The organism is Streptococcus sp. FSL E2-3494, from assembly GCF_038007085.1.
In the GTDB taxonomy this organism is placed as follows: Bacteria; Bacillota; Bacilli; order Lactobacillales; family Streptococcaceae; genus Streptococcus; species Streptococcus thermophilus.
The window spans coordinates 1,221,486-1,248,423 of the sequence record NZ_JBBOWN010000001.1 but is presented as its reverse complement, the minus strand read 5'-3'; the positions used below and the strand labels follow the sequence as shown (position 1 = coordinate 1,248,423).

Here is a 26,938-nt window from a genome sequence, read left to right as displayed (position 1 = left end):
CATTAGCTTATTATAAAGTTATAACAAACTTGTTCTCAGAAAAAGTTAGCCAGTCTCAAGCTCAAAAGTTTAAATATTGGATGCGATTTCTTCCTGTAGGCTGATTTGTAGATATTAACAGTATTGATGACAACAAACGTATCAAACATGCTTCTGTTACTTTATCATTTTTACCAATAGCACTTCTTGTGTATTTAATTACTGTTCCATTAACTTATGATGCTTCTTCAGACTCAATAATATGGGTGATTTCATTTATTTTTCTGTGTTTTACAATAGGTAGTGTAATTGGATTTTACAAAAATTTTAAGTTTACAAAAAATACTCAAGATTATCACAAGAATATGTATTGAATAATAAATATAAAATAAACTACTAATATAATGAAAAAAAGGAACCTACTAAGTTCCTTTTTTATTACAATTAAACTAGCATTAACAACCACTAGGCATTACATAATGGTTGGTGGAATGTTCAATTTATTTCATTCGCATGCTGTCAATTTTTTCTTCAGTTGGTGTGACACGTAAGGTTTTTTGTCCCGTATAAGTCACAAATCCAGGCTTACCTGCTGTTGGTTTGTTGAGTTTCTTAACATCAATCATATCTACTTGAACCAAGTTTGATAGACGAGCCTTAGAGTAGTAGGCAGCTAGTTCTGCCGCATCAGTCTTGACTTCATCGGTTGGGTTAAGATTGTCCTTGATGACCACGTGACTACCTGGAATATCCTTGGCGTGGAACCAGAGCTCACCTTTTTTAGCCATCTTGAAGGTCAACTCCTCGTTTTGTAGGTTATTACGACCAACCATGATAATGGTCTTGCCATCAGAAGCTAGATAACGTTCAGGTTTCTTGCGTTTCTGACGTTTGTCAGTTGAACGACGCCTCATAAAGCCAGCTTGTACAAGCTCCTCACGAATGTCTTCGATCTCATCCATTTTAGCTTGAGAAAGACTGAACTCGACACTTTCCAAATAGTTAATGGTTTGCTTGGTTTCTTCAATTAAACCAGTTAAGTGCTTAACAGCTTCCTTGAGTTTCTGGTATTTCTTGAAGTAACGCTGAGCATTCTGGTTAGGCGTTAGAGCCACATTTAGAGGAATGGTAATCTTTTCGCCAGTATAGTAGTTGTCTAGTTCTACACTATCCTTGTCATTTGGCACCATGCTCAGAAAGGTTGTTAAAAGTTCACCTTTTTGACGGAACTCCTCAGCATTTTCAGTAGCAGCAAGCTCTTTTTCTTGTTTAACAAGTTTCTTCTTGTTTTTTTCCAGTTCATTTTGCACACGATGGATCAAATCACTAGCCTGTTGAGCCACACGGTCACGCGCCGCCTTGTCCAAGTAGTAGTAGTCCAAAAGCTCTGACAAGGTCTCAAACTCAGGTTGGTCCTGACTATCTGAGAATCTTACAGCTGAAAATGCCTTAGTCGTAAGATTAGGTTCGACCTCGCGATTAAAGAAGTCACGAAAATTCTTGAGTTTATCAGTCTCTAATAAAGCTGATAATTCATTAGCCGTATCACGCCCCAACCCTTGGAAGAGTTTTTGAAGGTTTTTAGCTGACAAATCCTCCGTCTGTAAGAGTTCAAAGAGATTTTCGTCTGAAATATCGAAAGGATTTCTAGCATCTGTCTTTGGCGGAGCAATGTAGGTAGAGCCAGGCAAAATAGTTCGGTAACTATTTTGCGAGAAACCAACGTGCTTGATAGACTCTATGATTTTGTTCTCGTTCTTGTCAATAAGGATAATGTTGGAGTGTTTCCCCATGATTTCCATAACAAGAGTAACCTTAACACTGTCACCGATTTCGTTTTTGTTAGACACGGAAATCTCAAGAACACGGTCATTTTCCAGCTGCTGGATATCCTCAATAACAGCTCCCTGAAGGTATTTACGCATAATCATGGTATAGGTGTTTGGATTCTGAGGATTTGGCAACTCTGCCTTGGTTGTCTGGATACGCCCAAAGACAGGGTGAGCCGAAAGCAAAAGCTTGTAATTCTGACGATTGTTACGAATGGTCAACACCAATTCACGCTCAAAAGGCTGATTAACCTTCTGGATACGCCCGTAAAGCACCTGCTCACGTAACTCGGCCGTCATATGATGAAGAAAAAAGCCGTCAAAAGACATGATGCACTTCCTTTCTTGTTAGTGGTAATGGTTGTTATTTTAATTGTGATAATATATAAAATGCTTAACCATTATAGCATAAATCCGGTAGAAATGTTTGGGGAGGGTCGAGAGTCTAAACTGATTATTTTAATTTATTATAAATTATCATAAAAAATGGTATGACATAAGTAGCTAAAACATATCAAAATTCTTCAAATATTCTTTTGAATTATATTCTAGTTATGGTATCATTTAATACGCTTAAAATTTAAGGAGTATTATAATGAATAATATTAGAAAGCTATGTAATGCGACTAATTTGAAATACCTAGCTATTGTACTTATGTGTTTTGGATCACATCCATCAGATGTTTGAGGGTATGGGAGTGCCACTATGGTTAACTATGTTAGGGCGTTTGGTTTTTCCTATCTTCCTTTTTCTAGCAGCTGATAGTTTCCATTATACTCATGATCGATTGGCCTACCTCAGACGTCTCCTCTACATGAGTTGGTTCATGACCATTGGCAACGCCATCATTCTCTTGCCAATTCTTTCATCTATTCCAGTTGTAGTCCTGGCAGGTATAAATGAAATACCACATGCAAACCCACTTGTTGTGCAAATTGTTGCCTCTATCTTGTCACTTGTGCCAAGTATTATCATGGTTGAAGGTGGCTTTGTGATGGTTATTCTTGGTTTGCTATTCTATATTTTCCGTACCAATCGTATCGCACAAATTATCGTATTAGCTATTATATCAGTGATTGCCCATCTCTTTGATCCGACAACTAACTGTGCAGTGGATGATGATCTTCGCTGTGATTCCTATGTATTTCTACAACGGTGAGCGTGGTAGTGGCAATAAGAATTTCTTCTACATATTCTATCCAGCCCATATTTATCTCTTGTGGATCTTAGCAAGTTTTTTCAGATAAGAAGACAAAGGCAGTCCTCATACTGTCTTTTTTCGTGCTCAAAGTCCAATTTTTATAATTTGTTTCCTGCTTCTAAAACTGCTATAATTTAAGGAGTAATAGAATCTTGTGATAACTAAATTGGAGGTATATCATGACAAAAGTAGCAGTAGTATTTGCGGACGGATTTGAAGAAATCGAAGCCTTGAGCCCAGTGGATGTCTTCCGCCGAGCTGGATTTGACTGTAGCATGTTAGGACTTGAAAGTGCATCAGTGACAGGCTCTCATGGGATTCAAGTCACTATGGATGGCGTATTTGATGGTAATCTAAATGAATATGATTTGGTGGTTCTCCCTGGCGGCATGCCTGGCTCAACTAAACTACGTGATCACCAAGCCTTGATTGCCTCTCTTCAAGAAGTTGCTAAAGCTGGAAAATATGTTGCTGCTATCTGTGCTGCACCAATTGTTCTCGAACGTGCAGGCCTGCTTGAAGGGCGAAAATTTACTTGTTTCCCAGGTGTAGAGGAACAAATTGCATCTGGTGATCATCAAACTGACGTAGTGGTCGTGGATGACAATATTGTGACTAGCCGTGGTGCCGGAACAGCATTAGCGTTTGCTTATGCATTGGTTGATTTGTTGGGCGGTGATGGTCAGCAGTTGGCTCATACTATGGTCTACGACAGACTGTTTCAATAAGATTGATAATAGAGCATGTATCAAACAAATGGCCTAGTTGTAGGCTGGAGAGACCTTAGCTTAGTTTTAAGAGCTTTGGTTTTTTCTTTTCTGCTTTGACATCTCGCTTGAAAATGGTTATAATAATCACAAAATAACCTTTAAATGAGTCCAGAGAGGCTTAAAAGGTCGGACAGATTGAAACAGCAGGTTTCTCCTGTGATTTTTTGTGCGACCTTGCCGTATGGTGAGGTTTTTTTGATGACATTTTGCAGTATAGAAAGGGTTGTCATGATTTTAATTGAAGATTTAACCATTGTGAGTCAGCGTGAGATTGCACCTCGTATTTTTGAGATGGTGCTTAAGGGGGAGATGGTTGCGGATATGCAGCTTGGTCAGTTTATCCACCTCAAAGTGCCAGACCCAAGCAAGCTTCTTCGTCGTCCGATTTCCATCTCAGAGATTGACTACAATAAAAAAGAGGCAACCATTGTCTATCGTGTGGAGCGTGAGGGAACAGCTATCCTTTCAAAGATGGTAGCCGGTAAAACTATTGATACCATGGGCCCTCAAGGAAATGGTTTTGATATTTCTATTATTGAGGCTGGGCAGAAAGCTCTCCTTGTTGGTGGTGGTATTGGCGTGCCACCTTTGGTTGAGACGGCTAAGCAGTTGAAGGCTAAGGGAGTGGAAGTCGTATCAGTAATTGGTTTCGCCAATAAGAATGCCGTTATTTTGGAGGATAAACTCAGGGCTTGTGGTGATGTTTATGTGACGACTGACGACGGTTCATACGGTATCAAGGGTTACGTTTCAACAGTCATTGATAACTTCGACTGGACACCAGATGCCGTTTACAGTTGCGGAGCTCCAGGTATGCTCAAATATGTTGACAGCAAGTTTGAAAATCATCCTCACGCCTATGTTTCTATGGAAGCTCGTATGGCTTGTGGAATGGGGGCGTGCTATGCCTGTGTAGTTCACGTTAAAGGAGAAACGGATACTAAAAATCTTCGTGTTTGCGAGGAGGGACCAGTCTTTCCTACCGGAAAAGTCATCGTCTAGGAGGTAACCATGTCAGAGATGAAATCAGAAAATCGTTTAGCTATTAGTCTTCCAGGGATCGATTTGAAAAATCCCATTATCCCAGCTTCTGGTTGCTTTGGTTTTGGTCAAGAGTATGCCAAGTACTATGATTTGAACAAACTAGGGTCGATCATGATTAAGGCAACAACTGCCAACCCGCGTTTTGGGAATCCAACACCCCGTGTGGCAGAGACACCATCAGGTATGCTTAATGCCATTGGATTGCAAAATCCGGGTGTTGATGCTATCTTGTCTGAAAAACTCCCATGGTTACAGGAACATTATCCTGAGTTGCCAATCATTGCGAATGTGGCTGGATTTTCTAACGAAGAATATGCAGAAGTCTCTCACAAGATTTCCAAAGCTAGTAACGTCAAGGCAATCGAGCTTAACATCTCCTGTCCAAACGTGGACCATGGCAATAACGGTCTTCTCATAGGACAAGTACCAGAACTTGCCTATGCAGCCGTAAAAGCCAGTGTTTCTCACTCTGATGTGCCCGTCTATGTCAAACTGACACCAAGCGTGGCTGACATTACAAGTGTTGCCAAGGCAGTCGAAGATGCCGGTGCGACAGGTTTCACCATGATTAACACCTTGGTTGGTACACGCTATGATTTGGCGACTCGCAAACCAATCATTGCCAATGGTCAAGGTGGTATGTCAGGACCAGCTGTCTTCCCAGTAGCCCTTAAACTCATCCGCCAAGTCGCTCTTGCATCAGACCTTCCAATCATCGGTATGGGGGGCGTAGACAGTGCCGAAGCAACTATCGAAATGTTTATCGCTGGTGCCTCAGCCATCGGTGTCGGAACAGCAAACTTCGCAGATCCCTATGCCTGCCCTAAAATCATTGATCGTCTCCCTGAAGTCATGGACAAGTATGGCATCACAACTCTTGAGGACTTGCGTGAGGAAGTTCGAACAGACTTGTTGGGAAAATAATATAGTGCTAATAGGTATATTTGCCTAGGAAAAAGTATTTTCAAAGAACGTACTCATATTCCCTTTTGACAATCCCATATAAAAGCGCTATAATAGAACAAATTGAACTGAACCTTTAATCGAGTCCAGAGAGGCGAGAAAGGTGTACTGAGATGCTACGGCATCACTAAAGGGTAGGGACTGCCCTATTTTCGTGCAACCTTCGCTGACTGGCGGAGGTTTTTTGTGTGAAAGGATATAAGAAATGAGAGAAAATCGTCCTGTTATTGCCCTTGATTTCCCGACTCTTGAGGATGTGAAGGCTTTCCTTGCTAAGTTTCCTGCTGATGAAAAGCTCTATGTGAAGATTGGTATGGAGCTTTACTATGCGGCTGGTCCTGAGATTGTACGCTACGTTAAAGAGCTTGGCCATAGTGTTTTCCTTGACCTTAAGCTTCACGATATTCCAAATACTGTCAAATCAGCTATGCGTGTCTTGTCTAACCTTGGCATTGATATGACAAATGTGCATGCGGCTGGTGGTGTGGAGATGATGAAAGCTGCGCGTGAAGGCTTGGGAGATGGACCAATCTTGATTGCTGTAACCCAGTTGACCTCTACGTCTGAAGAGCAGATGCGTGATTTTCAAAATATCCAAACCACACTTCAAGAATCAGTGGTTCATTATGCTCAGAAAACTGCTGAAGCAGGTCTCGATGGTGTTGTCTGTTCAGCACACGAAGTAGCCAAAATCAAAGAAGCAACTAACCAAGACTTCGTTTGTTTGACACCTGGTATTCGTCCAGCAGGAGCAGCGGTTGGTGACCAAAAACGGGTCATGACACCTGCTGATGCTCATCAAATTGGTTCAGACTACATTGTTGTCGGTCGCCCAATTACGCAAGCTGAAGATCCAGTGGCAGCTTATCACGACATCAAGGCCCAATGGAACGATCAATAAATTTTCAAAAATACCTGATTTCTTAAGAAAAATAGAAAGAATTGGGTTATAATAAACTATAGAAAACGCTTTACGGAGGAACATAATTATGACATTAGCATCACAAATTGCTTCAGACTTGCTAGATATCAAAGCGGTTTACCTTAAACCTGAAGAGCCATTTACATGGGCATCAGGAATTAAATCACCAATCTACACTGATAACCGTATCACTTTATCTTATCCTGAAACACGTACGCTTATTGAAAATGGGTTCGTGAAAAAGATTAAAGAAGAGTTTCCGGAAGTAGAAGTAATTGCTGGTACTGCAACTGCGGGTATTCCTCACGGTGCGATCATTGCAGACAAAATGAACCTTCCATTTGCTTACATCCGTAGCAAGCCAAAAGATCACGGTGCTGGTAACCAGATCGAAGGCCGTGTGGTTAAAGGCGAAAAAATGGTTGTTGTTGAAGACTTGATTTCAACTGGTGGGTCAGTACTTGATGCTGTCGCTGCTGCAGAGCGTGAAGGGGCTGATGTTATTGGTGTTGTGGCTATCTTCACTTACGAATTGCCAAAAGCTGAGAAAAACTTCGCAGAAGCTGGTGTGAAATTGGTCACTCTTTCAAACTACACTGAGTTGATTAAGGTTGCTAAAGTTAAAGGTTACATCACTGCAGACGGACTTCAACTCTTGAAGAAATTCAAAGAAAACCAAGAAACTTGGCAAGACTAATTATTATGATTTAAGGCGGAACGTTTTAGGCGTTTCGTTTTTTTTTAGTATAATTTAGAAGATAATAGAAGCAGGAGATTATGAGATGACAATAAATGAGTGGTCAGATGTGACAGCAATGGCTGAAGCCGTGCAAAATAAGATGGTAAGCCCTCGAGAGCTAGTAAAGGATACTATAAGTGAAGCGGAGAGGACGAATACTAAAATCAATGCTATCGTCAGTCAACGTTACGAGAAAGCATTGGTAGAAGCAGAAAATCGAGATTTTTCTGATAAGCCTTTTTCAGGAGTACCAATTTTCCTGAAGGATTTAGGTCAGGAGCAAGCTGGGAAGCCTTCAACAGCAGATTCTCGCCTATTTACAAGTTACCATGCTAAAGAAACGGATAACTATGTCAAGAATCTTGAAGAACTGGGCTTCATTATTTTAGGGCGTTCTAGCACTCCTGAGTTTGGTTTCAAAAATATCAGTGATGCCCAGATTCATGGTTCTGTCAATCTGCCTGACGATGTGACACGGAATGCTGACGGGTCAAGTTGAAGCTGAAGATTTCTCTGATAAAGCTGCTGATAAGGCTAAAGAAGTTAATGAAAATGTTGACAAGGCTGCTGAAAAAAGTTGCTGACAAAGCCCGACGATGTGAAATAATTAAGCATAAAAAAAGCGCTCATATATTGTGAGCGCTTTTTTTATGCAATTTATTCAACACCTTGCATCAAACCTTGAATACGCTTTGATAGGAAGACGAGAACAATACCAAGTACAACAGAACCTAATCCGAAGTAAGAGAAGTAAGCGACTTCAGATTTGGCGTTATACAACGTCACCAGTTGTGCGTTCAAAGCAGAACCTACCGCTGATGACAAGAACCACATTGACATCATTTGAGAATTAAAGGCTTTTGGTGCCAACTTAGTTGTGACGGATAGGCCGACAGGTGAAATTAACATTTCACCGAGGATAACAAGTGCCCATGAACCAACTAACCATAGTGGTGATACTTTACCACTTGTGCCATACAAAGCACCAGGAATGGCCATTATCAAGAAGCTTAAGCCGGCAAATATCAAACCAACGGCAAACTTTGTTGGTGATGATGGTTGGTTTTTCTTCCAGGCAGTCCATAGCCAAGCGAAGAATGGTGTGTAAAGCATGATGAACAGTGGGTTCAATGATTGGAACCATGAGACAGGGAACCAAGATGAATCAACACGTTCAGCAGCAAATGTTGCCAACACAACTGAGCCTTGTTCTTCAATCGCCCAGAACAAAACAGCGGCGATGAAGAGTGGAATGTATGATACAACACGCAAACGTTCTGTTGCCGTAACCTTGACTGAAGCAATCATCCAAACAAAATAGAAGACTGGAATTGCGATTGCCACAATTGTCAAAAGGTTAATATAAGCTGGTAGTGAGTTCCAACCAACAAGATTCATCACGACGATGACGGCAATAAAACCAGCGACCGCTAAGCCCACTTTAACAAGTAATGGCTTAACTTCTTCTGGTGCTAGTGGATCAGTTGGGCGCAAGTAACGCGGATCCAATGTTTTCTTACCACCGAAGTAATAAACCAGCAAACCAATAAACATACCGATTGCTGCCAATGAGAAGGCCACGTGGTAACCTGCAGCTTCTTGTGCAGCACCAACAATAAGTGGTGCAATGAACGCACCCAAGTTAATACCAAACACAAAGATTGAGAAACCAGCGTCACGACGACGATCATGTTCGTCATACAATGTCCCAACCAATGTTGAAACGTTTGGCTTCAAGAAACCAGTTCCGATAATAATTAAGATGATTGACCCAAACAATGCGCTTGCGCCAAAAGGCAAAGCGAGCACGATATGTCCAAGCATGATGAGAACACCACCCCAGAATACAGCTGGACGTGCTCCGATGATACGATCGGCTACGAAACCACCGATCGTACCAGAAAGGTAAACCATTGAAGCGTAAATTGCCATGATTGATGCGGCTGTTGCTCGTGTAATGTGTAGATCACCAGTACTGATGAGGAACCACATATAGTAAAGCAAGATGGCGCGCATACCATAGTATGAGAAACGCTCCCACATTTCAGTCATGAATAGTGTTGACAGTCCTAAAGGTTGCCCGAAAAATGTCTTTCCTTTGTCTTCCATAAAATCCCCCGATTGATTTTTGATACGTTATTATTGAATTAACAACGTTACAAACATATTTATTAAAAATATCCTTCTATTTTATGCTAAAATGGTGTAAAATACAAATTATTTACCCAATTTAGTATCAAAATAATATCATATTAGCCGTGCTTAACCGATAGGTTGACGTGAAGATATCGTAAAATAGGGCGAATTAGTGGTCAGACCGTGGATTTATCTGTACAATAGAGGGTGAACGAATTTAAGTTAAAGGAATGACGTACCCGTTGGGATGTCCAAAAGTATGGCAAAAGAAAAGTTTGATGCAGGGGAATTTATATCCTCACTATTCCACTATGCACATGATTTCAATTATAATCATATTGTTTTTGAGGCTAATCGGTATAAAGTATCGGTTAATTTGACACGTAGATCGGCAACCTATGGGAATGCTGACATGTTTTATGTGTCAGCAGATACGAAGTCGTTTGCACCCGTGATGTCTGCAATTAACGGTGCCATTGAAGTGGCGGAACTCGCTAGCAAGCAACAAGCCGTGGTAGAGACAGCTGCAATGTTTGATGGTACAGAAGGTGCTTTGGGCCGTTCGATGACACTTGAAGATATGGAGTTACTGACTTGGGCCATTTTTCAATCGGGTCAAAAGATTCCAGCCAAAGTTTATTCTAAAATACTAGCTCAGTGGGACCTGTATAGCTATCAGATGGCAGTCTTTCATGAGGCTTACGATATTCTTCTGACACCTACAGTTGCGGATGTGACACCTAAACACGGACAGTTTGCTCTATCTGAAAGCCTACAAAATCAACTCAAACAGATTGCTTATTTTGATTGGCCAAAGCAACAGGAACTTATTTGGGCCATGTTTGCGGATAGCCTAGATTGGACATCCTTTACGCAGCGAGCTAACTTGACGGGACAACCATCAATTTCTTTACCTATCTATCGTATTGCAGATGGACTATCGCTTGGACTTCAACTGACATCCGCCAAGGGAAGAGAGGACCTCTTGCTACTGTTAGCCAAGCAAATGGAAGAAAGTTCAATTTTATGTAAAACCCTTTCAAATAGTGTAGTTTAAGATTATAAGTTTTTAACTTAACTTTATTATTTGTTTTAAGGAGACATATAAAGATGAAAAAGAGTTTTTAGCCGTTTTCAGCCTAATCTTGGATGCGGTCTTTTTGGTTGCTTGCTCATCACAAAGTTCAGCTGACAAGAACTGGGAAAAGATTGAGAAGCGTGGCAGTATTAAGGTTGCGACTGCTGGGGATTGTGTCATAATAATGACAGGTGCTTAAAACGCTGTTAAATCAAGGATTTGAGCGTTCTACAATCTGTCATTAAGGAGGAATTTTTTAGATTTTATAAATAATATCGCTTTAGCGAGAACATTTTAATAAGTGTTCTCGCTTTTTTAGTTTCAGGAGGAAAATCATGCAAAAGAATGAACAGTCATCACGACAAATTGTGATGTGTCATCTCATGGCTATCATGAGAATCGATATCAATAAAGCGAAGCGGATAGTTGCTGAAATGGAGGAGAACGGACTCATTCAATTTGATGAGTTAGGAAATATCGGTTTATTAGTGTTGGAGGGACAATCATGAAACGTATCACCGCAAATCACTATCAAACGTCAGAGCGTTACTATAAGCTCCCAAAACTCTTGTTTGAGAGTGATCGCTATAAGGACATGAAACTCGAGGTGAAGGTTGCTTATGCTGTTCTAAAAGACCGTTTGGAATTGTCATTAAGTAGAGGGTGGATAGATGAGGATGGGGCTATTTATTTGGTCTATTCCAACTCCAAACTCATGGCACTACTTGGCTGTTCCAAATCTAAGTTACTTGCTATCAAGAAAACCTTACGAGAGTATGGTTTGATAGATGAAGTCCAACAGTCTTCCAGTGAAAAAGGACGCTTGGCCAATAAGATTTATTTGGGGGAGTTAGAACATGAACCTACCCCAGTCTCAAATTCAGACGGGGGTAGTGTTCAAAAAACACTAGGGGGGTGTCAAAATCAGCCGGGGCTAGTCTTAAAATCAGCCACTAGTGAGACTGAAGTTAGTGAGACTAATATGAGTGAAACTAAAGAGAGTGAGTCAGTCATTGAGGACGAAGAGGAGAAAGAAAGTCTAACAAGTAAGAAAAGTGATAATGACAATTTTCAACGTAAAGTAGACCGAGTCACAAGATACGACAGAGATTACATTTGGGGCTTGGTACATGACCAGTTGAGACAAGTTGGTCTATCACAGGCTGCTAGTGATTATGCTATGATTTATTTTGATCATCGGTATCAGTACGCTTTAGAGAATATGAGGTTTGCGGACAGAACAGAAACGATAGCGGAGTATGTCTTTAATGGCGTCTTATCCGAATGGACTAAGGTCCAACGCTTAAAAGAATTAAAAGGGGGTGAGTAAGATGTTTTGGTGGATATTATTAGGTATTTGGGGATTAGGAATGATTTGGTTCATTTTTGAACTTATCACTGCCCCAGAAATGGAAGATCATTGTTAAGAAAGGACGTTACGCAAGAAGTAAGGTCCTTTTTAGTTTTGTCAGAAAGGAATGAGAGACATGAAGTTTTTAGATTTATTTGCAGGAATTGGAGGCTTTCGACTGGGGTTAACTCGTCAGGGCCATGAGTGTATTGGCTTTTGTGAGATTGATAAGTTTGCGAGGAAATCTTACAAGGCCATCTATGAGACCGAAGGAGAAATAGAATTTCATGATATTAGACAAGTCACAGATCAGGACTTTAGACAACTTAGAGGGCAAGTGGACATCATCTGTGGGGGATTCCCTTGCCAGGCATTTTCACTCGCAGGCAGACGATTGGGATTTGAGGATACTAGGGGAACTTTGTTCTTCGAGATTGCTCGAGCGGCCAAACAGATCCAACCACGTCTTTTATTCCTCGAAAATGTCAAGGGCTTACTCAGTCACGACAAGGGAGAGACATTTCGAACAATCCTCACCACATTGGATGAGTTGGGGTATGATGTCGAATGGCAGGTGCTTAACAGTAAAGATTTCCAAGTGCCGCAAAACCGTGAAAGAATTTTTATTATCGGACATTCTAGAAGATACCGTCCCCGATTCCTATTTCCTATCAGAAGAGAAAGTAGCTCAGCTGGTCTTGAACGATTAGGTAATGTTAATCCGTCAGGCAAAGGGATGAATGGAGAAGTCTATTTATCACGTGGGATAGCACCAACCTTAACAAGAGGAAAAGGAGAGGGAACTAAAATTGCCATTCCAGTTTTAACCCCTGATAGGCTAGAAAAACGCCAACATGGGAGACGCTTTAAAGGGAACGATGATCCGATGTTTACTTTAACTAGCCAAGATCGGCATGGTGTAGTTGTCGCAGGAACCTTACCAACAACGTTTGTGCAGACTGGACGAGTTTATGACCTTTCAGGGCTTTCTCCAACGTTGACCACGATGCAAGGAGGGGATAAAGTTCCTAAGATTCTCTGTCGTGAAGAAGCGCCACATTTGAAAATTAGGGAAGCGACCAAACTAGGCTATGCCAAGGCAATAGTGGGAGATTCTGTCAACCTTGCTTACCCAGAGTCTACCAAACGCAGAGGTCGAGTGGGAAAGGGGATTTCAAATACCTTAACCACTTCTGACAATATGGGAGTGGTAGTTGCTGCTTTGGAATACCGTAAGGACAAGTGGTATGAAGTGACTGGAATAATCCTAGATGGAAAACTGTATCGTTTGAGAATCAGACGCCTAACCCCTAGAGAGTGTTTTAGACTTCAGGGGTTTCCTGATTGGGCTTATGACAGAGCTGAGAACGTATCCAGTAAAAGTCAGTTGTATAAACAAGCAGGCAATAGCGTGACCGTCACCGTTATTGAAGCCATTGCTAGAGAATTTAGAAAGATTGAAGAGGAAGAAAAACATGAAATTATTACATAGTAAAAGTATATTGGACTGCTCAGATCTTGAGTTAGAAATACATTATGCTGAAACAGAACGACAGGATAGCCTAATTGCTAGTCTACCAGACTATGATTGTGATGTCATGGTCGTCTACGAGGATAGTTACCACAAAGAGAAAATTCCACCAAAGCTGTTTGAATCAAATCTTAAGAATTATCAAGAATTTATTCAGAATGAGGATCTTAAAAATGGTGGGGATGCCTTTTTAACAGATGAAAATCATTTAGCATTCAGAACTTATGGTCAGTTGTACAAATACAAAGGTCAATATGAAATGGTCCAATGTCTTATAACAATTAAATGCTACGGTGAAGGCATGTCACCTATTGATATGAGTAAGGTGTTTACCCCACCAACTCAAGCATTAGAGAAGGAGCTATCTGTGTAGGAGGAAGCGATGTTAGAAATCTATTTAAGTCGAAATAACAGTCGGAATCAGAAACTCCTATCTTTTTGTGACTCACATGGTATTTCCTACTCCAGTAAAGAAGTAAGTAACCTGTCACGTGAAGACTTATTGGGCTTGTTTACCAAAAGCAGTGATTGTTTTACGCTCTTATCCCCCTCGCTACAACGATTTAAAGGTCATAGAGAGATGAAATTGAGTGAGTTAGTGACGGTAGTTCTACGGAAACCTGACCAGAATCTTCGTCTCCCACTTGTGGTTTGTGAGGATAACGTGTATCCCGATATGAGTTTAGAAGAAGCGAGAACCTTTCTTCCGAGAAGTCAAAAAGTAGTTTCCTTTCGTGAACATCTTTTTAAGGATCTGGTGACATAAGGAGGAGTTATGAACGACCGTTTTTGGGAAAATTTGGAAATTATCGTTATGGAAAAAGGACTATCATGGGCTGACCTTGCTCGACAGATGTTTAAGGGGCAATACGTCTACCCTAGTGAGTTTAACCGTCTCTACCAAACCTTTCGTCACTACAAATCCCATCGTCTCATGCCACAAGGCAAATGGGTGGAGAAAATAGTGAATGTTTTAGAGATTGACTATGAAGATTTGTTTAGGAGGTAGAGATGAAACGTTTAGTAGTCATGTACGGAGCCATTCATGTCAATGTACTCCTAGTGAGTTTGTACCTGGTTGGTTGGCTAAATGGGGCATGGTTACCTGTTTTACAAGTGACGTTTCTAGCCCTGATATTGTGGAGCTGGAAAAGGTACCAGATACCTAAAAGAAACCTATCCTTGAAGGAGAGAGGGCTTTGGGTACTTGGCAGTCTAGGTGTCATGGTAAGTATTGCTCTTATTATGAGTGCTCTATTTTCAGGAAGCGAACCAAACCAAGAAACGTTAGTGACTGTTCAAGACCAGATTCCTGTTCTGTCCTTTATTCTTTTTCTCCTTAATGCCAGTGTTGTGGAAGAAGTCTTTTATAGAGAGGTGTTGTGGGGAGTCTTGTCTCAACCAGTGATTCAAGTGTTGTTAACGAGTTCCCTTTTTGCTTTAGCTCATCACCCATCCAGTCTATTCACTTGGGTGCTTTATGGGAGTTTAGGTCTCACCCTTGGTGTGGTTAGAGGGCAAACAGACTGTTTGAGCTCAACTCTCGTTCACCTGTCTTGGAACGGAATTGTCTTTTTCCTATCTTTATTGTGATACCAAAATCAAGGGTGCTTTCGTATCATGAAAGCACCCTATTGTTTTGATGGGGAATCATATAAAGGAGGAAATGATGTCATCTGAACAACAGGAACGCCAAGCGATTCAATATGCGGAACGGAGTGCTATGTTTACGGTGAAGGTCCTTCTCAAACTCTTAGAGTGGTCAGCCAGACACGTCCTAGTACAAGACTCGGCTTATAAGATTGGGGTTCAAAAGTTAGAAGAACTCCTTCAAAGTCCATATGCCATTGAGTCGCTGAATATCTCAAATGACATTTTGGATAAACCAGTTGATGTCGAGAAATTCAAGGAATTGGTGGAATCAGAAAACCTTCCTATTGCCATTAGTTGGCAAGGAGATTACCTGCATTTCTATGCTAAGGATAAGTCGCTCTTAGACAAGCACTTAGATGAGTTACTTCAAAAGCTCGTTTCCAATCCAGAAAAACTGAAAGGGCTAACTATGGATAAAACCCTTGATGAGGAAATCGCACAAGCCAAGGAACAGATTGTGATGTCAGAACCCTCTGCTGTGAAAACAAAGGAGGTCATTCACTAATGGTCTCAGGGAAAAAAGTTTTTATCTTTGGTATTTTAGGGCTTGCCTTTGGCTATTTCTGCCATCGGCTAGTCTTGCTTTACGATAGCCTACCTAATCAACCGCCCTTGGAACGGCTTGCCTATCTCTTAGGCGAAGGACAGAATCAGGTCTTAAATCCCTTGTGGAATGGTCATTTTACTGGTAGATCGGTTTTAGGCTTTTGCTTTGGGATTGTGACGGTGGGCCTAGTCTATCTTTATGTTTCAACTGGTCAAAAGGTTTACCGAGAGGGGGCTGAATATGGCTCTGCTCGGTTTGGGAATAGTCGTGAGCGTAAAGCCTTTCTCAGTAAGAATCCTTTCAATGACACTATTTTGTCACGAAACGTTAGGCTAACCCTGTTAGAAAAGAAAGTCCCACAGTTTGACCGAAACAAGAACCTTGTGGTCATCGGTGGGTCTGGTAGCGGGAAGACCTTTCGGTTTGTCAAACCCAATCTGATTCAGCTTAACTGTTCCAATATTGTCGTTGACCCTAAGGATCACTTAGCTGAAAAGACAGGGAAGCTCTTTTTAGAGAATGACTATCAGGTCAAGGTCTTAGACCTCGTAAACATGACCAACTCAGATGGTTTTAATCCTTTTCGTTATGTGGAAACGGAGAATGATTTGAACCGTATGCTTACGGTCTATTTCAATAACACTAAGGGCAATGGCAGTCGCAGTGATCCTTTTTGGGATGAAGCTTCCATGACCTTAGTCAGAGCCATTTCCTCTTACTTGGTGGATTTTTACAATCCTCCAGGCAGTACCAAAGAAGAAGCAGACAGTCGTCGTAAGCGAGGGCGTTACCCCTCTTTTTCTGAAATTGGAAAACTCATCAAGCTCTTATCCAAAGGAGAAAATCAAGATAAGAGTGTCTTAGAAGTGATGTTTGAGACCTATGCCAAGACATATGGGACAGAAAACTTCACCATGCGTAACTGGGCAGATTTCCAAAACTACAAGGATAAGACCTTGGATTCAGTAATTGCCGTAACAACGGCTAAGTTTGCCCTCTTTAATATCCAATCCGTCATTGATTTAACTAAACGTGACACCTTGGACTTAAAAACATGGGGAACGCAGAAAACTATGGTCTATCTCGTTATTCCAGATAATGACACCACCTTTCGCTTTCTCTCAGCCCTCTTTTTCTCCACCGTCTTTTCAACCTTAACCAGACAAGCTGATGTGGACTTTAAGGGACAACTACCTATCCACGTGAGAAGTTATTTAGATGAATTTGCGAATGTCGGTGAAATTCCAGACTTTGCGGAACAAACCTCAACAGTTCGCTCACGGAACATGAGTCTCGTACCCATTCTTCAAAACATTGCCCAACTTCAAGGGCTCTATAAGGAGAAGGAGGCTTGGAAAACCATTCTAGGAAACTGTGACAGTTTGCTTTATCTTGGAGGTAATGATGAAGAGACCTTTAAGTTTATGAGTGGTCTCTTAGGCAAACAAACCATTGATGTGAGAAGTACCAGTCGGTCGTATGGCCAAACAGGGTCTGGGTCAACGTCTCATCAGAAAATCGCAAGGGATCTCATGACCCCTGATGAAGTTGGAAACATGAAACGTGATGAGTGCTTGGTGAGAATAGCAGGGGTTCCTGTTTTTAAGGAGAAAAAGTTCTTCCCCTTGAAACACAAGAACTGGCAATACCTGGTGGATAAGGAGTCAGATGAACGTTGGTGGCATTACCACATTGACCCCCTCAAAACAGAGGAAGTTCCGTTTGAACCCTCAGACCACAAGGTTAGGGATTTAAGCAAAGAAAGCACACTACACTAATAGAAAAGAGGAATCGTATGAACCAAAAATTAACAGGCTTTGTTTATGGCGTGGACGCTAGTTCCATGTTTGCCCAAGCCATGGCGCTCTTACAAAAAGGAATGGTTGCGACAGGTGCCTTTCTTGTCGTCATGGGCATTATAAACCTATCAACCAATATCAAAGATGGTGGACCTGGTGTCCGCAATGCCATCTTAGAAATTGTGGGTGGTGTAATGGTAGGTGCCGCTGGTGCCTTTATCACTCAAATTACCATTTAGGAGGGCTAAGTATGACATGAACAACACATTACCTTCAGCTTTTGTCTTTCTAGCGTCAGAGAAAATTTCGAGCGATAGCCTTTTTGAAGGCTTTAACGTGGACTTAGAATCGACGGCCAACTTGGTCAAATCCCTTGCGGATTATAACCCAACCGTGTGGTCGTATATGTCAGCGATCACAAAAGGAGTGATGCAGCCCTTGGGAGTGGCTATTTTAGCAGTCGTTTTAGTCCTTGAGTTTTCTAAGATGGCTAAGAAAATCGCCAACTCAGGTGGTGCCATGACCTTTGAAGCTATTGCCCCTATGATTATCTCTTATATCATGGTGGCAGTAGTGATTACAAACACCACTGTTATTGTAGAAGCCATTTTAGCCGTTGCTTCTCACATCATTGAAGGTGTAGCTGGTGTCGTTTCTCATGGTGGAACGACTTATGAGACCGTTTCAGGACTTAAAGGGTCAGGAATTATTGGAAAACTCATTGTTGGCTTTTTTGCCATTCTGATATGGTTAGTGCGGTTGGTTAGTGTTATGGTGGTGAATCTCCTCATTACCATTCGCTTTATCCAACTTTACCTCATGATTCCATTTGCGCCTCTAACGATTCCGACTTTCCTCAGTGATGACTGGCGAAGCGTTGGGATTGGCTACCTGAAAAACATCATGGTCTATGCCCTTCAAGGGGTCTTGATTTTCTTAATTATTTCCCTTGTTCCCCTCTTTGAATCAGCTGGGGAATTGGCTCTCTCAAATGGTGCGGGAGTGATGGAGACGCTAGCAACTGCCTTTGGTGGTTTAGTTCAGGCTATTTTATTGATCATTGCCTTGGTGGGCAGTCAACGGACTGCCAGAAGTATCCTAGGCATGTAAGGAGGATTGGGAAGGACGTTCCTCCCAATCTTTTTTCATCTTAGATTGGAGTCTTATGAATACACGTGTTTTTAAGGACATCACAAAAGTCCAACATAGGGCTTGGCTAGGCTTTACCACACGACAAGTCATCTTTGTCTTGCCAGCCATTGCCATTACCATCCTGATTTTAGGATTAAACCTCTTTTATTGGCAATTTGGGGATTGGTTTGTCTATGGTCTTATCTTTACCTTTACCATTCCCCTCATGTTATTTGGGGTCTATCGCCCTAATGACTTACCTTTTGAAACCTATCTTAATTATCGATGGCATTATGAAATGACCATACCAGACCGTACACTAACTGGACAGAAAGGAATACGCAATGAAAAAAACAAATCGCTCAATGAAACCAAAGACCTCTTCTAAGCACAAGAAGACACGTAAATCAAAAGAAGTGCTACCAACAACTGTTAATACGCTTCTTTACCAATGCCTTTTTCCTAGTGGTCTCATGCAAGTCACCCCAGATTATTTTTCTCAGTCCTATCTTTTAGGAGATGTCAATTACCAAACGGTTGGTTTGGAGGATAAGGGAGCCATTATGGAAACCTATTCGGACTTGATTAATAGTTTGGATGACAAGACCAATTTCCAACTTACTATTTTTAACCAGAGGGTCAACTTGGATAAGTTTAGAAAGGGTGTCTTGTATCCTTTTCATGAGGATGGCTACGATACCTATCGTGAAGAACTCAATCGTATCATGGAAAATAACCTTGAAGCTGGAGAAAATAACTTTTCAGTGGTTAAGCTCATTTCTTTTGGGAAGTCAGACCAAAATCCGAAACTCGCTTATCGCTCCCTGTCTCAGATTGGGGAATACTTCAAGAGTGGTTTTTCTGAAATTGATGCGAACTTTACCCTCCTCAGTGGAGAAAGCCGTGTGAATCACTTGGCTGATATGTTGCGAGGGGAAAATCATTTGCCCTTTACCTATCAAGACCTGGTGCGTTCAGGACAAACAACTAAGCACTTTATTGCCCCAACCAGTCTGTCCTTTAAGCACAAAAATCATATTGAAATGGATGATAAACTGCTTCAGATTGTCTATGTTCGTGACTATGGGATGGAGTTGGGGGATAAGTTCTTACGAGAACTCATGCAGTCGGATTTAGAAGTGATGATTAGTCTTCATGCTAAAGGGTCAGCCAAGTCAGAAGCCATGACCAAGCTCCGCACTAAGAAGACTTTGATGGAATCGCAAAAAATTGGGGAACAACAAAAGATGGCACGATCTGGCGTATATCTTGAAAAGGTTAGTCAGGTTCTAGAAAGTAACATCGATGAAGCCGATGAGCTGATTAAAACCATGACGCAAACAGGCGATAAGCTCTTTGATACCCTCTTTGTGATTGGGGTCTTTGCGGATGACGAAGACCAATTGAAGCACTCCCTTGATATTATCAAACAAGTGGCAGGTTCTAATGACCTTGTGATTGATAATCTGACCTATATGCAAGAAGCTGCCTTTAATAGCTTATTGCCATTTGGCAAGAACTACCTTGAGGGTGTGTCTCGGTCTCTTTTGACCTCAAATATTGCCGTTAATTCCCCCTGGACCTCTGTTGACCTACAAGATAAGGGAGGGAAATTCTATGGGATAAATCAGATTTCAAGTAATATCATCACCATTGACCGTGGGAAACTCAATACCCCATCAGGCTTGATTCTAGGGACATCAGGTGCTGGTAAAGGGATGGCGACTAAGCATGAAATCATCTCAACCAAGTTAAAAGAAGAAGAGAGTAATACCGAAATCATCATTGTAGACCCTGAAAATGAGTACAGTATCATTGGTCAAGCCTTTTGTGGGGAGAGCATTGATATTGCGCCTGACTCTACCACTTTCTTAAATGTTTTAGACTTATCCGATGATAATATGGATGAAGACCCTATTAAGGTCAAATCTGAATTTCTTCTCTCTTGGATTGGGAAACTCTTAGACCGAAAAATGGATGGTCGAGAAAAGTCATTGATTGACCGTGTGACACGGTTGACCTATAAGCATTTTGAGACACCATCTCTCGTGGAATGGGTCTTTGTTCTCTCTAAACAACCTGAACAAGAAGCCAAAGACTTAGCCCTTGATATGGAGCTTTATGTGGAAGGGTCACTCGATATTTTCTCACACCGTACTAATATTAAAACGGATAGCCATTTCCTCATTTACAATGTCAAAAAGTTAGGGGATGAGTTGAAGCAGATTGCCCTCATGGTCATTTTTGACCAGATTTGGAATCGTGTGGTTAAAAACCAAAAACTTGGCAAGAAGACCTGGATTTACTTTGATGAAATGCAGCTTCTGTTGTTGGATAAGTACGCTTCTGATTTCTTCTTCAAATTATGGAGCCGTGTCCGTAAGTATGGGGCCATTCCCACAGGCATTACTCAAAACGTAGAAACCTTACTTCTTGATGCCAACGGCAGACGTATTATCGCTAATAGCGAGTTCATGATACTTCTAAAACAAGCTAAGAGTGACCGAGAAGAATTGGTCCATCTCTTGGGCTTATCTAAGGAGCTTGAGAAATACTTGGTTAATCCAGAAAAGGGAGCTGGATTGATTAAGGCAGGCTCAACGGTTGTTCCCTTTAGAAATAAAATCCCACTTCAAACTCAACTCTTTGACATCATGAGTACCGATCCAGAAAAGATGAGGGGTGAATCATGACAAGAGAGCAACAGAAGGTCAAGGTTGCCCGTAAAACCTTTCAGAGTAGTTTAAAGGCTAGTCGTATCCATTACCGTAGGGAGAAGAAGGGGTTAAAACGCTCACTTCCTAAACGACGCTTTATCATGCGCCGAGCTGAGAAAGCTGAAACAAGGGAACAACGTCAGACTCTGAAGCAAACCTATCAGGAGGAAAAAGACCTAGCGACAGATACCTTCAAGGAAGCCATTTCCTATGTGTCTCCCAGATGGCTAAAACGTAAGGAAATTAAGAAGTATCGGCTTCCTCAAGCCAGACAGCGCCTAGCAGTAGCGAGAAAACACTTGGCAGAGGTCAAGATAGCCGAAAAAGAGGAGAAAGCCACTTCTAAGTTTACCGATCAGAAAAAGCCAACAGAATCAAAAACGCCACGGTTTCAGTTTCAAAAAGAAAAACCTCTTGAACGCCTTCAGGCAGAAAAAGAGGTGAAATCAGCGAAGCGTGACGTGAAACAACTGAAAAAAGCACATCAGTTTAAGAACCCCTCGACTAAGGTCAAACGAGGGTTACGCTATGTCGCTTCAGAATCACTGGATGTAGTCGCTCAAGATGATGACTTGGAGGGAATCAGAGCCCTAAAAGAGTCTGTGATTAAAGGAAGACGCTATGGGAGATTTACTTATCAGTCAGGAAAACTCCTTGTCAAAAGTGGGCAGACAGGTCTTCGGTTTACTAAGACGAAAGCCGCTCATGGTAGGGAGCGGTATCAGAACTTTAAAAAGGGGAAAGGGTTCACCCGACAGAAACCCTTAAAACCAAGAAGACGTTACCAGACCTTTCTCAAACAAGCTAGAAAACAGAGTGTGTCAGGAATAACAAGGGTTATTCAAGCGATTAAGAATAGCCAGACCTTCTTTTCATCGATTGCCCTTAATCCTATGACTTGGGTCGTGTCAGGTCTCTTGTTTTTCTTGCTTTTGATGATGAGTTTTGTGATAGGAATTTCAGGAACCACTCTCATTCAACAGGATGAGAGTGAACTGACAAAAGCCTATACGCACATGACGTGGGAAGATGCGGAAAACACCCGAACCAATCCCACTGGCATTACCTATTACACCAAGATTGATGATGTCATGGGCTTTATGAATCTCAAGTATCAAGATTATTCTTTAGATGAGGTCATGGAAGAAGGGGATAAAACTTATCAAGCCTATCTCAGTCAGCTTTGGCAGGACTTAAACGGTGGGGATTCTTTAAAATCCATGCTTGAGTTGACCAAGGAGCTTGCCTATAAGCTTTCTGATGAGGATAGAGAAGACTTAAAGGAATTAAGTGAGGAAGGCGCCTACCTTGCCCTCCAAGAATTGGATAATCCTTTCCAAAATCAGACTGAAGATGACGCGCTTACCATGACAGTTCGTTATGGTTATGAGGTGATTGATGACAAGCCAACGCTTCATCACCATATCATTCTAGAAGCTAAAGAAAATCAAGTGATTGTGGCTCCCATGGATGGTAAGGTTTCCCTAGATGGCGAGAACATTATCATCACGTCAGGTAAGGGACTAAACAAGTCTCAATTGACCTTGTTTAATATCCATACTGGTAGAGTGAGCGATGGCCAAAAAGTCCAAGCAGGGGAAGTGATTGGTCAAACCAAGGATGGTGCTGGTCTAAAAGTGACTTATAAAAAGGTTGACGATGATTCAGAGAAACTGGTTTACGTCAATCCAGCCTTTTACTTTCCTAAAGTCATTCAACTCCAAACGACCATTCTCCCGACTATTGGTCAATTTGGAGGCGATGAGTTTTCGAGAGCCAAAGCTATCTATGAGTATTTGAAGAGTCAAGGAGCGACCAATCAAGCCATTGCGGCTATTTTAGGAAACTGGTCAGTAGAATCCTCTATCAATCCTAAACGAGCTGAAGGTGACTATTTATCGCCTCCTGTTGGGGCAAGTGCCAGTTCTTGGGATGATGAGGGCTGGTTGTCCCTTAATGGTCCAGCTATCTATAATGGCAGGTACCCGAATATTTTAAGACGTGGCTTAGGCTTGGGGCAATGGACAGATACTGCAGATGGGTCACGCAGACATACTTTATTATTAGAGTATGCCAAAGGGAAAAATCAGAAGTGGTATGACTTAGGCTTACAACTGGATTTTATGCTCCATGGGGACAATCCTTACTATACCAACTGGTTAAAAGACTTTTTCAAAAATTCAGGTAGCCCAGCCAGTCTTGCCCAAGTCTTTCTCATTTATTGGGAGGGAAATAGTGGTGATAAACTCCTAGAACGTCAAACGAGAGCTACAGAGTGGTATTACCAAATTGAGAAAGGCTTTAGCCAACCAAATGGTGGAACTGCTCAAAGTGATCCAAAAGCGCTGGAAGCAGTTCGAGGAGACCTTTATGACAATTCCGTTCCAGGTGGAGGTGACGGTATGGGCTATGCCTATGGGCAATGTACGTGGGGAGTAGCTGCTCGTATCAACCAATTGGGATTGAAACTCAAAGGCCGAAACGGTGAGAAAATCCCAATCATCAGTACCATGGGTAATGGTCAAGATTGGGTGGCAACAGCAGCACGTCTTGGTGGAGATACAGGCAAGCAACCAAAAGCAGGAGCGATTATTTCCTTTGCGGGAGGAGGTCATGGATCGCCAACAGAATACGGTCATGTCGCCTTTGTCGAGAAAGTTTATCCTGATGGTTCTTTCCTCATCTCAGAGACCAATGTTAATGGTAATCCTAACTATACATTCCGTAAATTATCAGGAGTCGATAGTACAATTAGCTTTGCCTATACGACGAAATAGAAAACAATATGCTAACAATTTAACAATTTGTTAGCATATTGTTTTGTTTGTGATTGATTTTTTATAAATAATATGCTAACATTGTAGTGAAATGTTAGCATATTATTTAGGAGGTGGTAATGTGGATTTGTTAGAGAAACCTGTCTATAATTACATAAAAAAAAATCATGGAGTTATAACTTTTCGTGATATTGAAGAGCTTAACTTTTCTTACCAACAACTGAATCAATTGGTCTCAAAAGGTAAAGTGGAATCAATTGAAAGAGGGATTTATCATCTGCCTGATACCTATATTGATGATTTCTTTAGTTTACAGTATCGTTTTCCAAAAGGAATTTATTCCTTAGAAACAGCACTATGGTTACATGGCCTTTCCCTCACTGTTCCATTTGAACCTGTGATGACTTTTCCTTTTGGGACGAACACGAGGCTAATGAAAGAAGCTGGTGTTAAGCCGATTGTTGCTAGAAATCATCATGAAATCGGTATTATAAAACTAGAGCGACAGGCTGGACAGTTTATCTCAGTATATGATATGGAACGAACTTTGGTAGAGTGTTTGAGAACAGCCTATCATGTTGATGTTCAAGTCATTGCTCCAGCGTTTCAAGCTTATTTCAAAAAAGGAACTGTGAATTATGCCAAGATGTATCACTATGCAAAACTATTTAATGTCACTGAAAAGCTACAATCTTATGTGGAGGTTTTGTCGTGAAATTTTCAAATGCTAATAGTTTCAAAGCGAAAATTAAGAATATCGCAAGAGAAAAAGGGATACCTGCTCAACAAGTTCAGCAGAACTATTTGATTGAGACAATCTTAAAACTCATCTCTGAAAGTCGGTATAAAGATTCTTTCATTGTGAAAGGTGGATTCCTTATCGGACAGATGATTGGCTTAGATAAACGAACAACTATGGATTTAGATGTTACTTTGAAAGGCCAACCTCTTAGCGAGGAAAATATTCAAACAATCTTCAAAGAAATTGTAAGTCAACCTTCCGAAGGTTTTCAATTTGAAGTTGATATGTTAGAGCCAATTCGACAAGATGATGAATATGGGGGCTTTACCCTCAAACTCAAGGCGACATTCGATACCCTACGTGAAGTTGTCTTTATTGATATAACAACAGGTGATCGGATAACACCACGAGAAATTACTTATCAATTGCAGTCTGTTTTTTCAGAGAATAAACTAGAAGTTTGGACTTATAATTTAGAAACTGTTCTTGCTGAAAAATTAGAAACGATTATTCGTCGAGGAGCTGCTTCAACTAGACCTCGTGATCGCTATGACCTCTTCACATTATATCACCTTCGAAAAGATGAGATTGATATCCCAATATTGAAAACTGCTCTAAACAATACTGCTAAGAAAAGAGAAAGCTTAGATGTTTTGACAAATTGGGAAAGTCAACTAGAGGAAATCCGCAGCTCTGATTACCAGAAACAGCTTTGGTCTCGCTATCAAAAATCATTTAGGTATGCCAGTGAAATTAGTTTTGAGGAGTCGATAGAAGTGGTGGCAATTATTTTAAATCAATTAGGAGTTAGTAGTATATGCTGACAGGAACTTTGAAGATGATGGGTTATGAATTTTTCTTTACATTTGATAAAGAAAAGTTATCCTTGATTCCTAAAGAAGAGAAAGATTCGATTAAGTATTCTTGGTTTCATAAAAAATTGGAAACTGGGGGATATGCTTGGCCTGGAGATCCTAAATTTGTAGAAGAAGACTTTCTTTATGGACGTACAAATGAAACAAATCAAGTTATTACATTTCTAACAAATAAACACATTCAACTTCATGAAAACAATGGTGTTATTACTGTACCGTTTTTGGCCTATTTTTTTAGTGACTCTGAAAGACCGATGATTAGTCGGATATCTTTCAGTGGGTTAGAACTAAACTATATTCATCCAATCAATCATGCTTTTGAAATTTCGTATAAGCCTGAAGAACATGATGGAAAAATAAAAATTAGTACCTATGATTTTGACTCCACAACGACAAAAGAACAGAAGTTTACCGTTTTTGGAAAAGAAGTTCAAGTTTATTTCGGAATTACAAGGACAACGAGTCTATCTATTGAAAAACCACCTCTAACCCTATCATCGTCAATGGTTTTTTATTTTGAAGAAACTCAAGATTATTCTTTTATACTAGAATTAAATCGTATTGCAAAAGAGTTTATCCAATTTCTTTGTAATCGTAGAAATATTAGTTTTACTAAGATTCAATTGTCAAGTAGGGAAAGTAATGTTGGACAATACGTTGAAATTGGAGAAGATATTGAGATTGAAATGAAGCCATTGAAAGATGGAAGATATATTCAACAAAAATATATTGCTGGTTATGAGGGGAAGATATTAAATGACATAGCTGAAAATAATCTATATCTCAGACATCTAGGTAAGAGTTTTAGTGATAGTCGGATAATTGATGCTGCCAGTTTTGTGCTAAGAACTGCTGCCTTTGAATGGGAGTTTAGCAAACTATTTTCAGAAGATAAATGGAAAAGTGATCAAAGAAAAAGACTGGAAGAGGAAGTCAGCAAAGAATTGGAGTGTTTAATTGAAACCTCAACAGGTAAAAAGAAAAAAATTTACAAAGATCTGAAAAAATCAGTTATTTCTTATCTATCTCTTTCTCAAAAGATTCATCAAATATTTGAAGAATACGGGGAGAGAATACTAGATATATTTGGTTGTTATATGTATAAGGGCACCTCTAAAAACGTATGAAAAGAGGTATAATAGATTAAAAATAA

Annotated in this window: 26 protein-coding genes and 2 pseudogenes; 26 read left to right on the top strand and 2 right to left on the bottom strand. The window is 40.8% G+C overall.

Translation table 11 applies throughout. From position 1 onward, the window contains the following. Positions 1–479: 479 nt before the first annotated feature. Complete coding sequence (locus NST05_RS06450; protein ID WP_084828795.1) at positions 480–2,138, bottom strand: Rqc2 family fibronectin-binding protein; 1,659 nt, start codon at positions 2,136–2,138, stop codon at positions 480–482. Positions 2,139–2,500: 362 nt separating this feature from the next. Between NST05_RS06450 and NST05_RS06445 the strand changes: the two genes are divergently transcribed. The 8 genes and pseudogenes from NST05_RS06445 to NST05_RS06410 form a co-directional block, all read left to right on the top strand. Further along, positions 2,501–2,968 carry a LaaN protein gene (locus NST05_RS06445; RefSeq protein WP_340742948.1) on the top strand — a complete coding sequence of 156 codons (468 nt, stop codon included), beginning with the start codon at positions 2,501–2,503 and terminating at the stop codon, positions 2,966–2,968. Beyond that, complete coding sequence (locus tag NST05_RS06440; RefSeq protein WP_207563313.1) at positions 2,925–3,056, top strand: TraX family protein; 132 nt, start codon at positions 2,925–2,927, stop codon at positions 3,054–3,056. The genes NST05_RS06445 and NST05_RS06440 overlap by 44 nt, the downstream gene beginning before the upstream one ends. 133 nt (positions 3,057–3,189) lie before the next feature. Then, positions 3,190–3,738, top strand: a complete 549-nt coding sequence (locus NST05_RS06435; protein WP_084828797.1) for a DJ-1 family glyoxalase III — start codon at positions 3,190–3,192, stop codon at positions 3,736–3,738. 270 nt (positions 3,739–4,008) lie between these two features. After that, positions 4,009–4,782, top strand: a complete 774-nt coding sequence (locus NST05_RS06430) for a dihydroorotate dehydrogenase electron transfer subunit (RefSeq protein WP_252989160.1) — start codon at positions 4,009–4,011, stop codon at positions 4,780–4,782. 9 nt (positions 4,783–4,791) lie between these two features. Then, entirely contained in the window at positions 4,792–5,748 is a 957-nt protein-coding gene (locus tag NST05_RS06425) for a dihydroorotate dehydrogenase (protein WP_171815035.1), read from the top strand. Between the two features lie 244 nt (positions 5,749–5,992). Then, positions 5,993–6,688 carry an orotidine-5'-phosphate decarboxylase gene (gene pyrF, locus NST05_RS06420; RefSeq protein ID WP_084828799.1) on the top strand — a complete coding sequence of 232 codons (696 nt, stop codon included), beginning with the start codon at positions 5,993–5,995 and terminating at the stop codon, positions 6,686–6,688. Positions 6,689–6,776: 88 nt separating this feature from the next. Continuing rightward, a complete protein-coding gene (pyrE, locus tag NST05_RS06415) occupies positions 6,777–7,406 on the top strand; it encodes an orotate phosphoribosyltransferase (protein WP_011681117.1) in 630 nt (209 codons plus the stop codon). An 85-nt stretch (positions 7,407–7,491) separates the two neighbouring features. Then, positions 7,492–7,944, top strand: a pseudogene (locus NST05_RS06410) (amidase family protein); the annotation flags it as partial. Positions 7,945–8,105: 161 nt separating this feature from the next. Here NST05_RS06410 and NST05_RS06405 read toward each other — a convergent pair. Next, the gene (locus NST05_RS06405; RefSeq protein WP_084828800.1) at positions 8,106–9,557 is read right to left on the bottom strand and encodes a peptide MFS transporter; all 1,452 of its coding nucleotides are present in this window, start codon (positions 9,555–9,557) and stop codon (positions 8,106–8,108) included. Between the two features lie 541 nt (positions 9,558–10,098). On the opposite strand from NST05_RS06405, the pseudogene NST05_RS06400 reads away from it, so the two are divergent. The 18 genes and pseudogenes from NST05_RS06400 to NST05_RS06315 all read left to right on the top strand — a co-directional run. Then, positions 10,099–10,641, top strand: a pseudogene (locus NST05_RS06400) (amidase family protein); the annotation flags it as partial. Positions 10,642–10,997: 356 nt separating this feature from the next. After that, on the top strand, positions 10,998–11,171 hold the full coding sequence (locus tag NST05_RS06395; RefSeq protein WP_018165721.1) for a hypothetical protein: 174 nt from the start codon (positions 10,998–11,000) through the stop codon (positions 11,169–11,171). Beyond that, positions 11,168–11,992 carry a replication initiator protein A gene (locus NST05_RS06390; RefSeq protein WP_180482467.1) on the top strand — a complete coding sequence of 275 codons (825 nt, stop codon included), beginning with the start codon at positions 11,168–11,170 and terminating at the stop codon, positions 11,990–11,992. Before NST05_RS06395 ends, NST05_RS06390 begins: the two co-directional genes overlap by 4 nt. Positions 11,993–12,149: 157 nt before the next feature. Further along, positions 12,150–13,505, top strand: coding sequence for a DNA (cytosine-5-)-methyltransferase (dcm, locus tag NST05_RS06385; RefSeq protein WP_340742947.1), 1,356 nt, complete (start codon positions 12,150–12,152; stop codon positions 13,503–13,505). Then, complete coding sequence (locus NST05_RS06380) at positions 13,489–13,917, top strand: hypothetical protein (protein WP_010730330.1); 429 nt, start codon at positions 13,489–13,491, stop codon at positions 13,915–13,917. The genes dcm and NST05_RS06380 overlap by 17 nt, the downstream gene beginning before the upstream one ends. A gap of 9 nt (positions 13,918–13,926) precedes the next feature. After that, complete coding sequence (locus NST05_RS06375) at positions 13,927–14,310, top strand: hypothetical protein (RefSeq protein ID WP_180482469.1); 384 nt, start codon at positions 13,927–13,929, stop codon at positions 14,308–14,310. A 9-nt stretch (positions 14,311–14,319) separates the two neighbouring features. Then, complete coding sequence (locus NST05_RS06370; protein WP_105141499.1) at positions 14,320–14,553, top strand: transcriptional regulator; 234 nt, start codon at positions 14,320–14,322, stop codon at positions 14,551–14,553. Positions 14,554–14,555: 2 nt separating this feature from the next. Next, a complete protein-coding gene (locus tag NST05_RS06365) occupies positions 14,556–15,137 on the top strand; it encodes a CPBP family intramembrane glutamic endopeptidase (RefSeq protein ID WP_180482470.1) in 582 nt (193 codons plus the stop codon). Between the two features lie 76 nt (positions 15,138–15,213). Beyond that, entirely contained in the window at positions 15,214–15,702 is a 489-nt protein-coding gene (locus tag NST05_RS06360) for a hypothetical protein (RefSeq protein ID WP_340742946.1), read from the top strand. After that, on the top strand, positions 15,702–17,522 hold the full coding sequence (locus NST05_RS06355; RefSeq protein ID WP_340742945.1) for a VirD4-like conjugal transfer protein, CD1115 family: 1,821 nt from the start codon (positions 15,702–15,704) through the stop codon (positions 17,520–17,522). The genes NST05_RS06360 and NST05_RS06355 overlap by 1 nt, the downstream gene beginning before the upstream one ends. Positions 17,523–17,539: 17 nt before the next feature. Further along, positions 17,540–17,782, top strand: a complete 243-nt coding sequence (locus NST05_RS06350) for a hypothetical protein (RefSeq protein WP_001072180.1) — start codon at positions 17,540–17,542, stop codon at positions 17,780–17,782. Between the two features lie 16 nt (positions 17,783–17,798). Then, positions 17,799–18,653, top strand: a complete 855-nt coding sequence (locus tag NST05_RS06345; RefSeq protein ID WP_340742944.1) for a conjugal transfer protein TrbL — start codon at positions 17,799–17,801, stop codon at positions 18,651–18,653. Between the two features lie 55 nt (positions 18,654–18,708). After that, positions 18,709–19,062 carry a PrgI family protein gene (locus NST05_RS06340; RefSeq protein ID WP_014294887.1) on the top strand — a complete coding sequence of 118 codons (354 nt, stop codon included), beginning with the start codon at positions 18,709–18,711 and terminating at the stop codon, positions 19,060–19,062. Continuing rightward, positions 19,019–21,367, top strand: coding sequence for a VirB4-like conjugal transfer ATPase, CD1110 family (locus NST05_RS06335; RefSeq protein WP_340742943.1), 2,349 nt, complete (start codon positions 19,019–19,021; stop codon positions 21,365–21,367). Before NST05_RS06340 ends, NST05_RS06335 begins: the two co-directional genes overlap by 44 nt. Next, positions 21,364–24,168 carry a phage tail tip lysozyme gene (locus tag NST05_RS06330; protein WP_340742942.1) on the top strand — a complete coding sequence of 935 codons (2,805 nt, stop codon included), beginning with the start codon at positions 21,364–21,366 and terminating at the stop codon, positions 24,166–24,168. The genes NST05_RS06335 and NST05_RS06330 overlap by 4 nt, the downstream gene beginning before the upstream one ends. A 121-nt stretch (positions 24,169–24,289) precedes the next feature. Further along, positions 24,290–24,883 carry a type IV toxin-antitoxin system AbiEi family antitoxin domain-containing protein gene (locus NST05_RS06325; protein ID WP_010730322.1) on the top strand — a complete coding sequence of 198 codons (594 nt, stop codon included), beginning with the start codon at positions 24,290–24,292 and terminating at the stop codon, positions 24,881–24,883. After that, positions 24,880–25,734 (top strand): nucleotidyl transferase AbiEii/AbiGii toxin family protein, encoded by an 855-nt coding sequence (locus tag NST05_RS06320; protein WP_010730321.1) that lies wholly within the window; start codon positions 24,880–24,882, stop codon positions 25,732–25,734. The genes NST05_RS06325 and NST05_RS06320 overlap by 4 nt, the downstream gene beginning before the upstream one ends. Next, positions 25,728–26,912, top strand: a complete 1,185-nt coding sequence (locus NST05_RS06315; RefSeq protein ID WP_340742941.1) for a hypothetical protein — start codon at positions 25,728–25,730, stop codon at positions 26,910–26,912. Before NST05_RS06320 ends, NST05_RS06315 begins: the two co-directional genes overlap by 7 nt. Positions 26,913–26,938 lie beyond the last annotated feature (26 nt).

Coding starts and splice junctions, on each gene's coding strand:
- NST05_RS06450 (WP_084828795.1), bottom strand. CDS start 2,138: ATGTCTTTTGACGGCTTTTTTCTTCATCATATGACGGCCGAGTTACGT.
- NST05_RS06445 (WP_340742948.1), top strand. CDS start 2,501: ATGGGAGTGCCACTATGGTTAACTATGTTAGGGCGTTTGGTTTTTCCT.
- NST05_RS06440 (WP_207563313.1), top strand. CDS start 2,925: ATGATGATCTTCGCTGTGATTCCTATGTATTTCTACAACGGTGAGCGT.
- NST05_RS06435 (WP_084828797.1), top strand. CDS start 3,190: ATGACAAAAGTAGCAGTAGTATTTGCGGACGGATTTGAAGAAATCGAA.
- NST05_RS06430 (WP_252989160.1), top strand. CDS start 4,009: ATGATTTTAATTGAAGATTTAACCATTGTGAGTCAGCGTGAGATTGCA.
- NST05_RS06425 (WP_171815035.1), top strand. CDS start 4,792: ATGTCAGAGATGAAATCAGAAAATCGTTTAGCTATTAGTCTTCCAGGG.
- pyrF (WP_084828799.1), top strand. CDS start 5,993: ATGAGAGAAAATCGTCCTGTTATTGCCCTTGATTTCCCGACTCTTGAG.
- pyrE (WP_011681117.1), top strand. CDS start 6,777: ATGACATTAGCATCACAAATTGCTTCAGACTTGCTAGATATCAAAGCG.
- NST05_RS06405 (WP_084828800.1), bottom strand. CDS start 9,557: ATGGAAGACAAAGGAAAGACATTTTTCGGGCAACCTTTAGGACTGTCA.
- NST05_RS06395 (WP_018165721.1), top strand. CDS start 10,998: ATGCAAAAGAATGAACAGTCATCACGACAAATTGTGATGTGTCATCTC.
- NST05_RS06390 (WP_180482467.1), top strand. CDS start 11,168: ATGAAACGTATCACCGCAAATCACTATCAAACGTCAGAGCGTTACTAT.
- dcm (WP_340742947.1), top strand. CDS start 12,150: ATGAAGTTTTTAGATTTATTTGCAGGAATTGGAGGCTTTCGACTGGGG.
- NST05_RS06380 (WP_010730330.1), top strand. CDS start 13,489: ATGAAATTATTACATAGTAAAAGTATATTGGACTGCTCAGATCTTGAG.
- NST05_RS06375 (WP_180482469.1), top strand. CDS start 13,927: ATGTTAGAAATCTATTTAAGTCGAAATAACAGTCGGAATCAGAAACTC.
- NST05_RS06370 (WP_105141499.1), top strand. CDS start 14,320: ATGAACGACCGTTTTTGGGAAAATTTGGAAATTATCGTTATGGAAAAA.
- NST05_RS06365 (WP_180482470.1), top strand. CDS start 14,556: ATGAAACGTTTAGTAGTCATGTACGGAGCCATTCATGTCAATGTACTC.
- NST05_RS06360 (WP_340742946.1), top strand. CDS start 15,214: ATGTCATCTGAACAACAGGAACGCCAAGCGATTCAATATGCGGAACGG.
- NST05_RS06355 (WP_340742945.1), top strand. CDS start 15,702: ATGGTCTCAGGGAAAAAAGTTTTTATCTTTGGTATTTTAGGGCTTGCC.
- NST05_RS06350 (WP_001072180.1), top strand. CDS start 17,540: ATGAACCAAAAATTAACAGGCTTTGTTTATGGCGTGGACGCTAGTTCC.
- NST05_RS06345 (WP_340742944.1), top strand. CDS start 17,799: ATGAACAACACATTACCTTCAGCTTTTGTCTTTCTAGCGTCAGAGAAA.
- NST05_RS06340 (WP_014294887.1), top strand. CDS start 18,709: ATGAATACACGTGTTTTTAAGGACATCACAAAAGTCCAACATAGGGCT.
- NST05_RS06335 (WP_340742943.1), top strand. CDS start 19,019: ATGAAAAAAACAAATCGCTCAATGAAACCAAAGACCTCTTCTAAGCAC.
- NST05_RS06330 (WP_340742942.1), top strand. CDS start 21,364: ATGACAAGAGAGCAACAGAAGGTCAAGGTTGCCCGTAAAACCTTTCAG.
- NST05_RS06315 (WP_340742941.1), top strand. CDS start 25,728: ATGCTGACAGGAACTTTGAAGATGATGGGTTATGAATTTTTCTTTACA.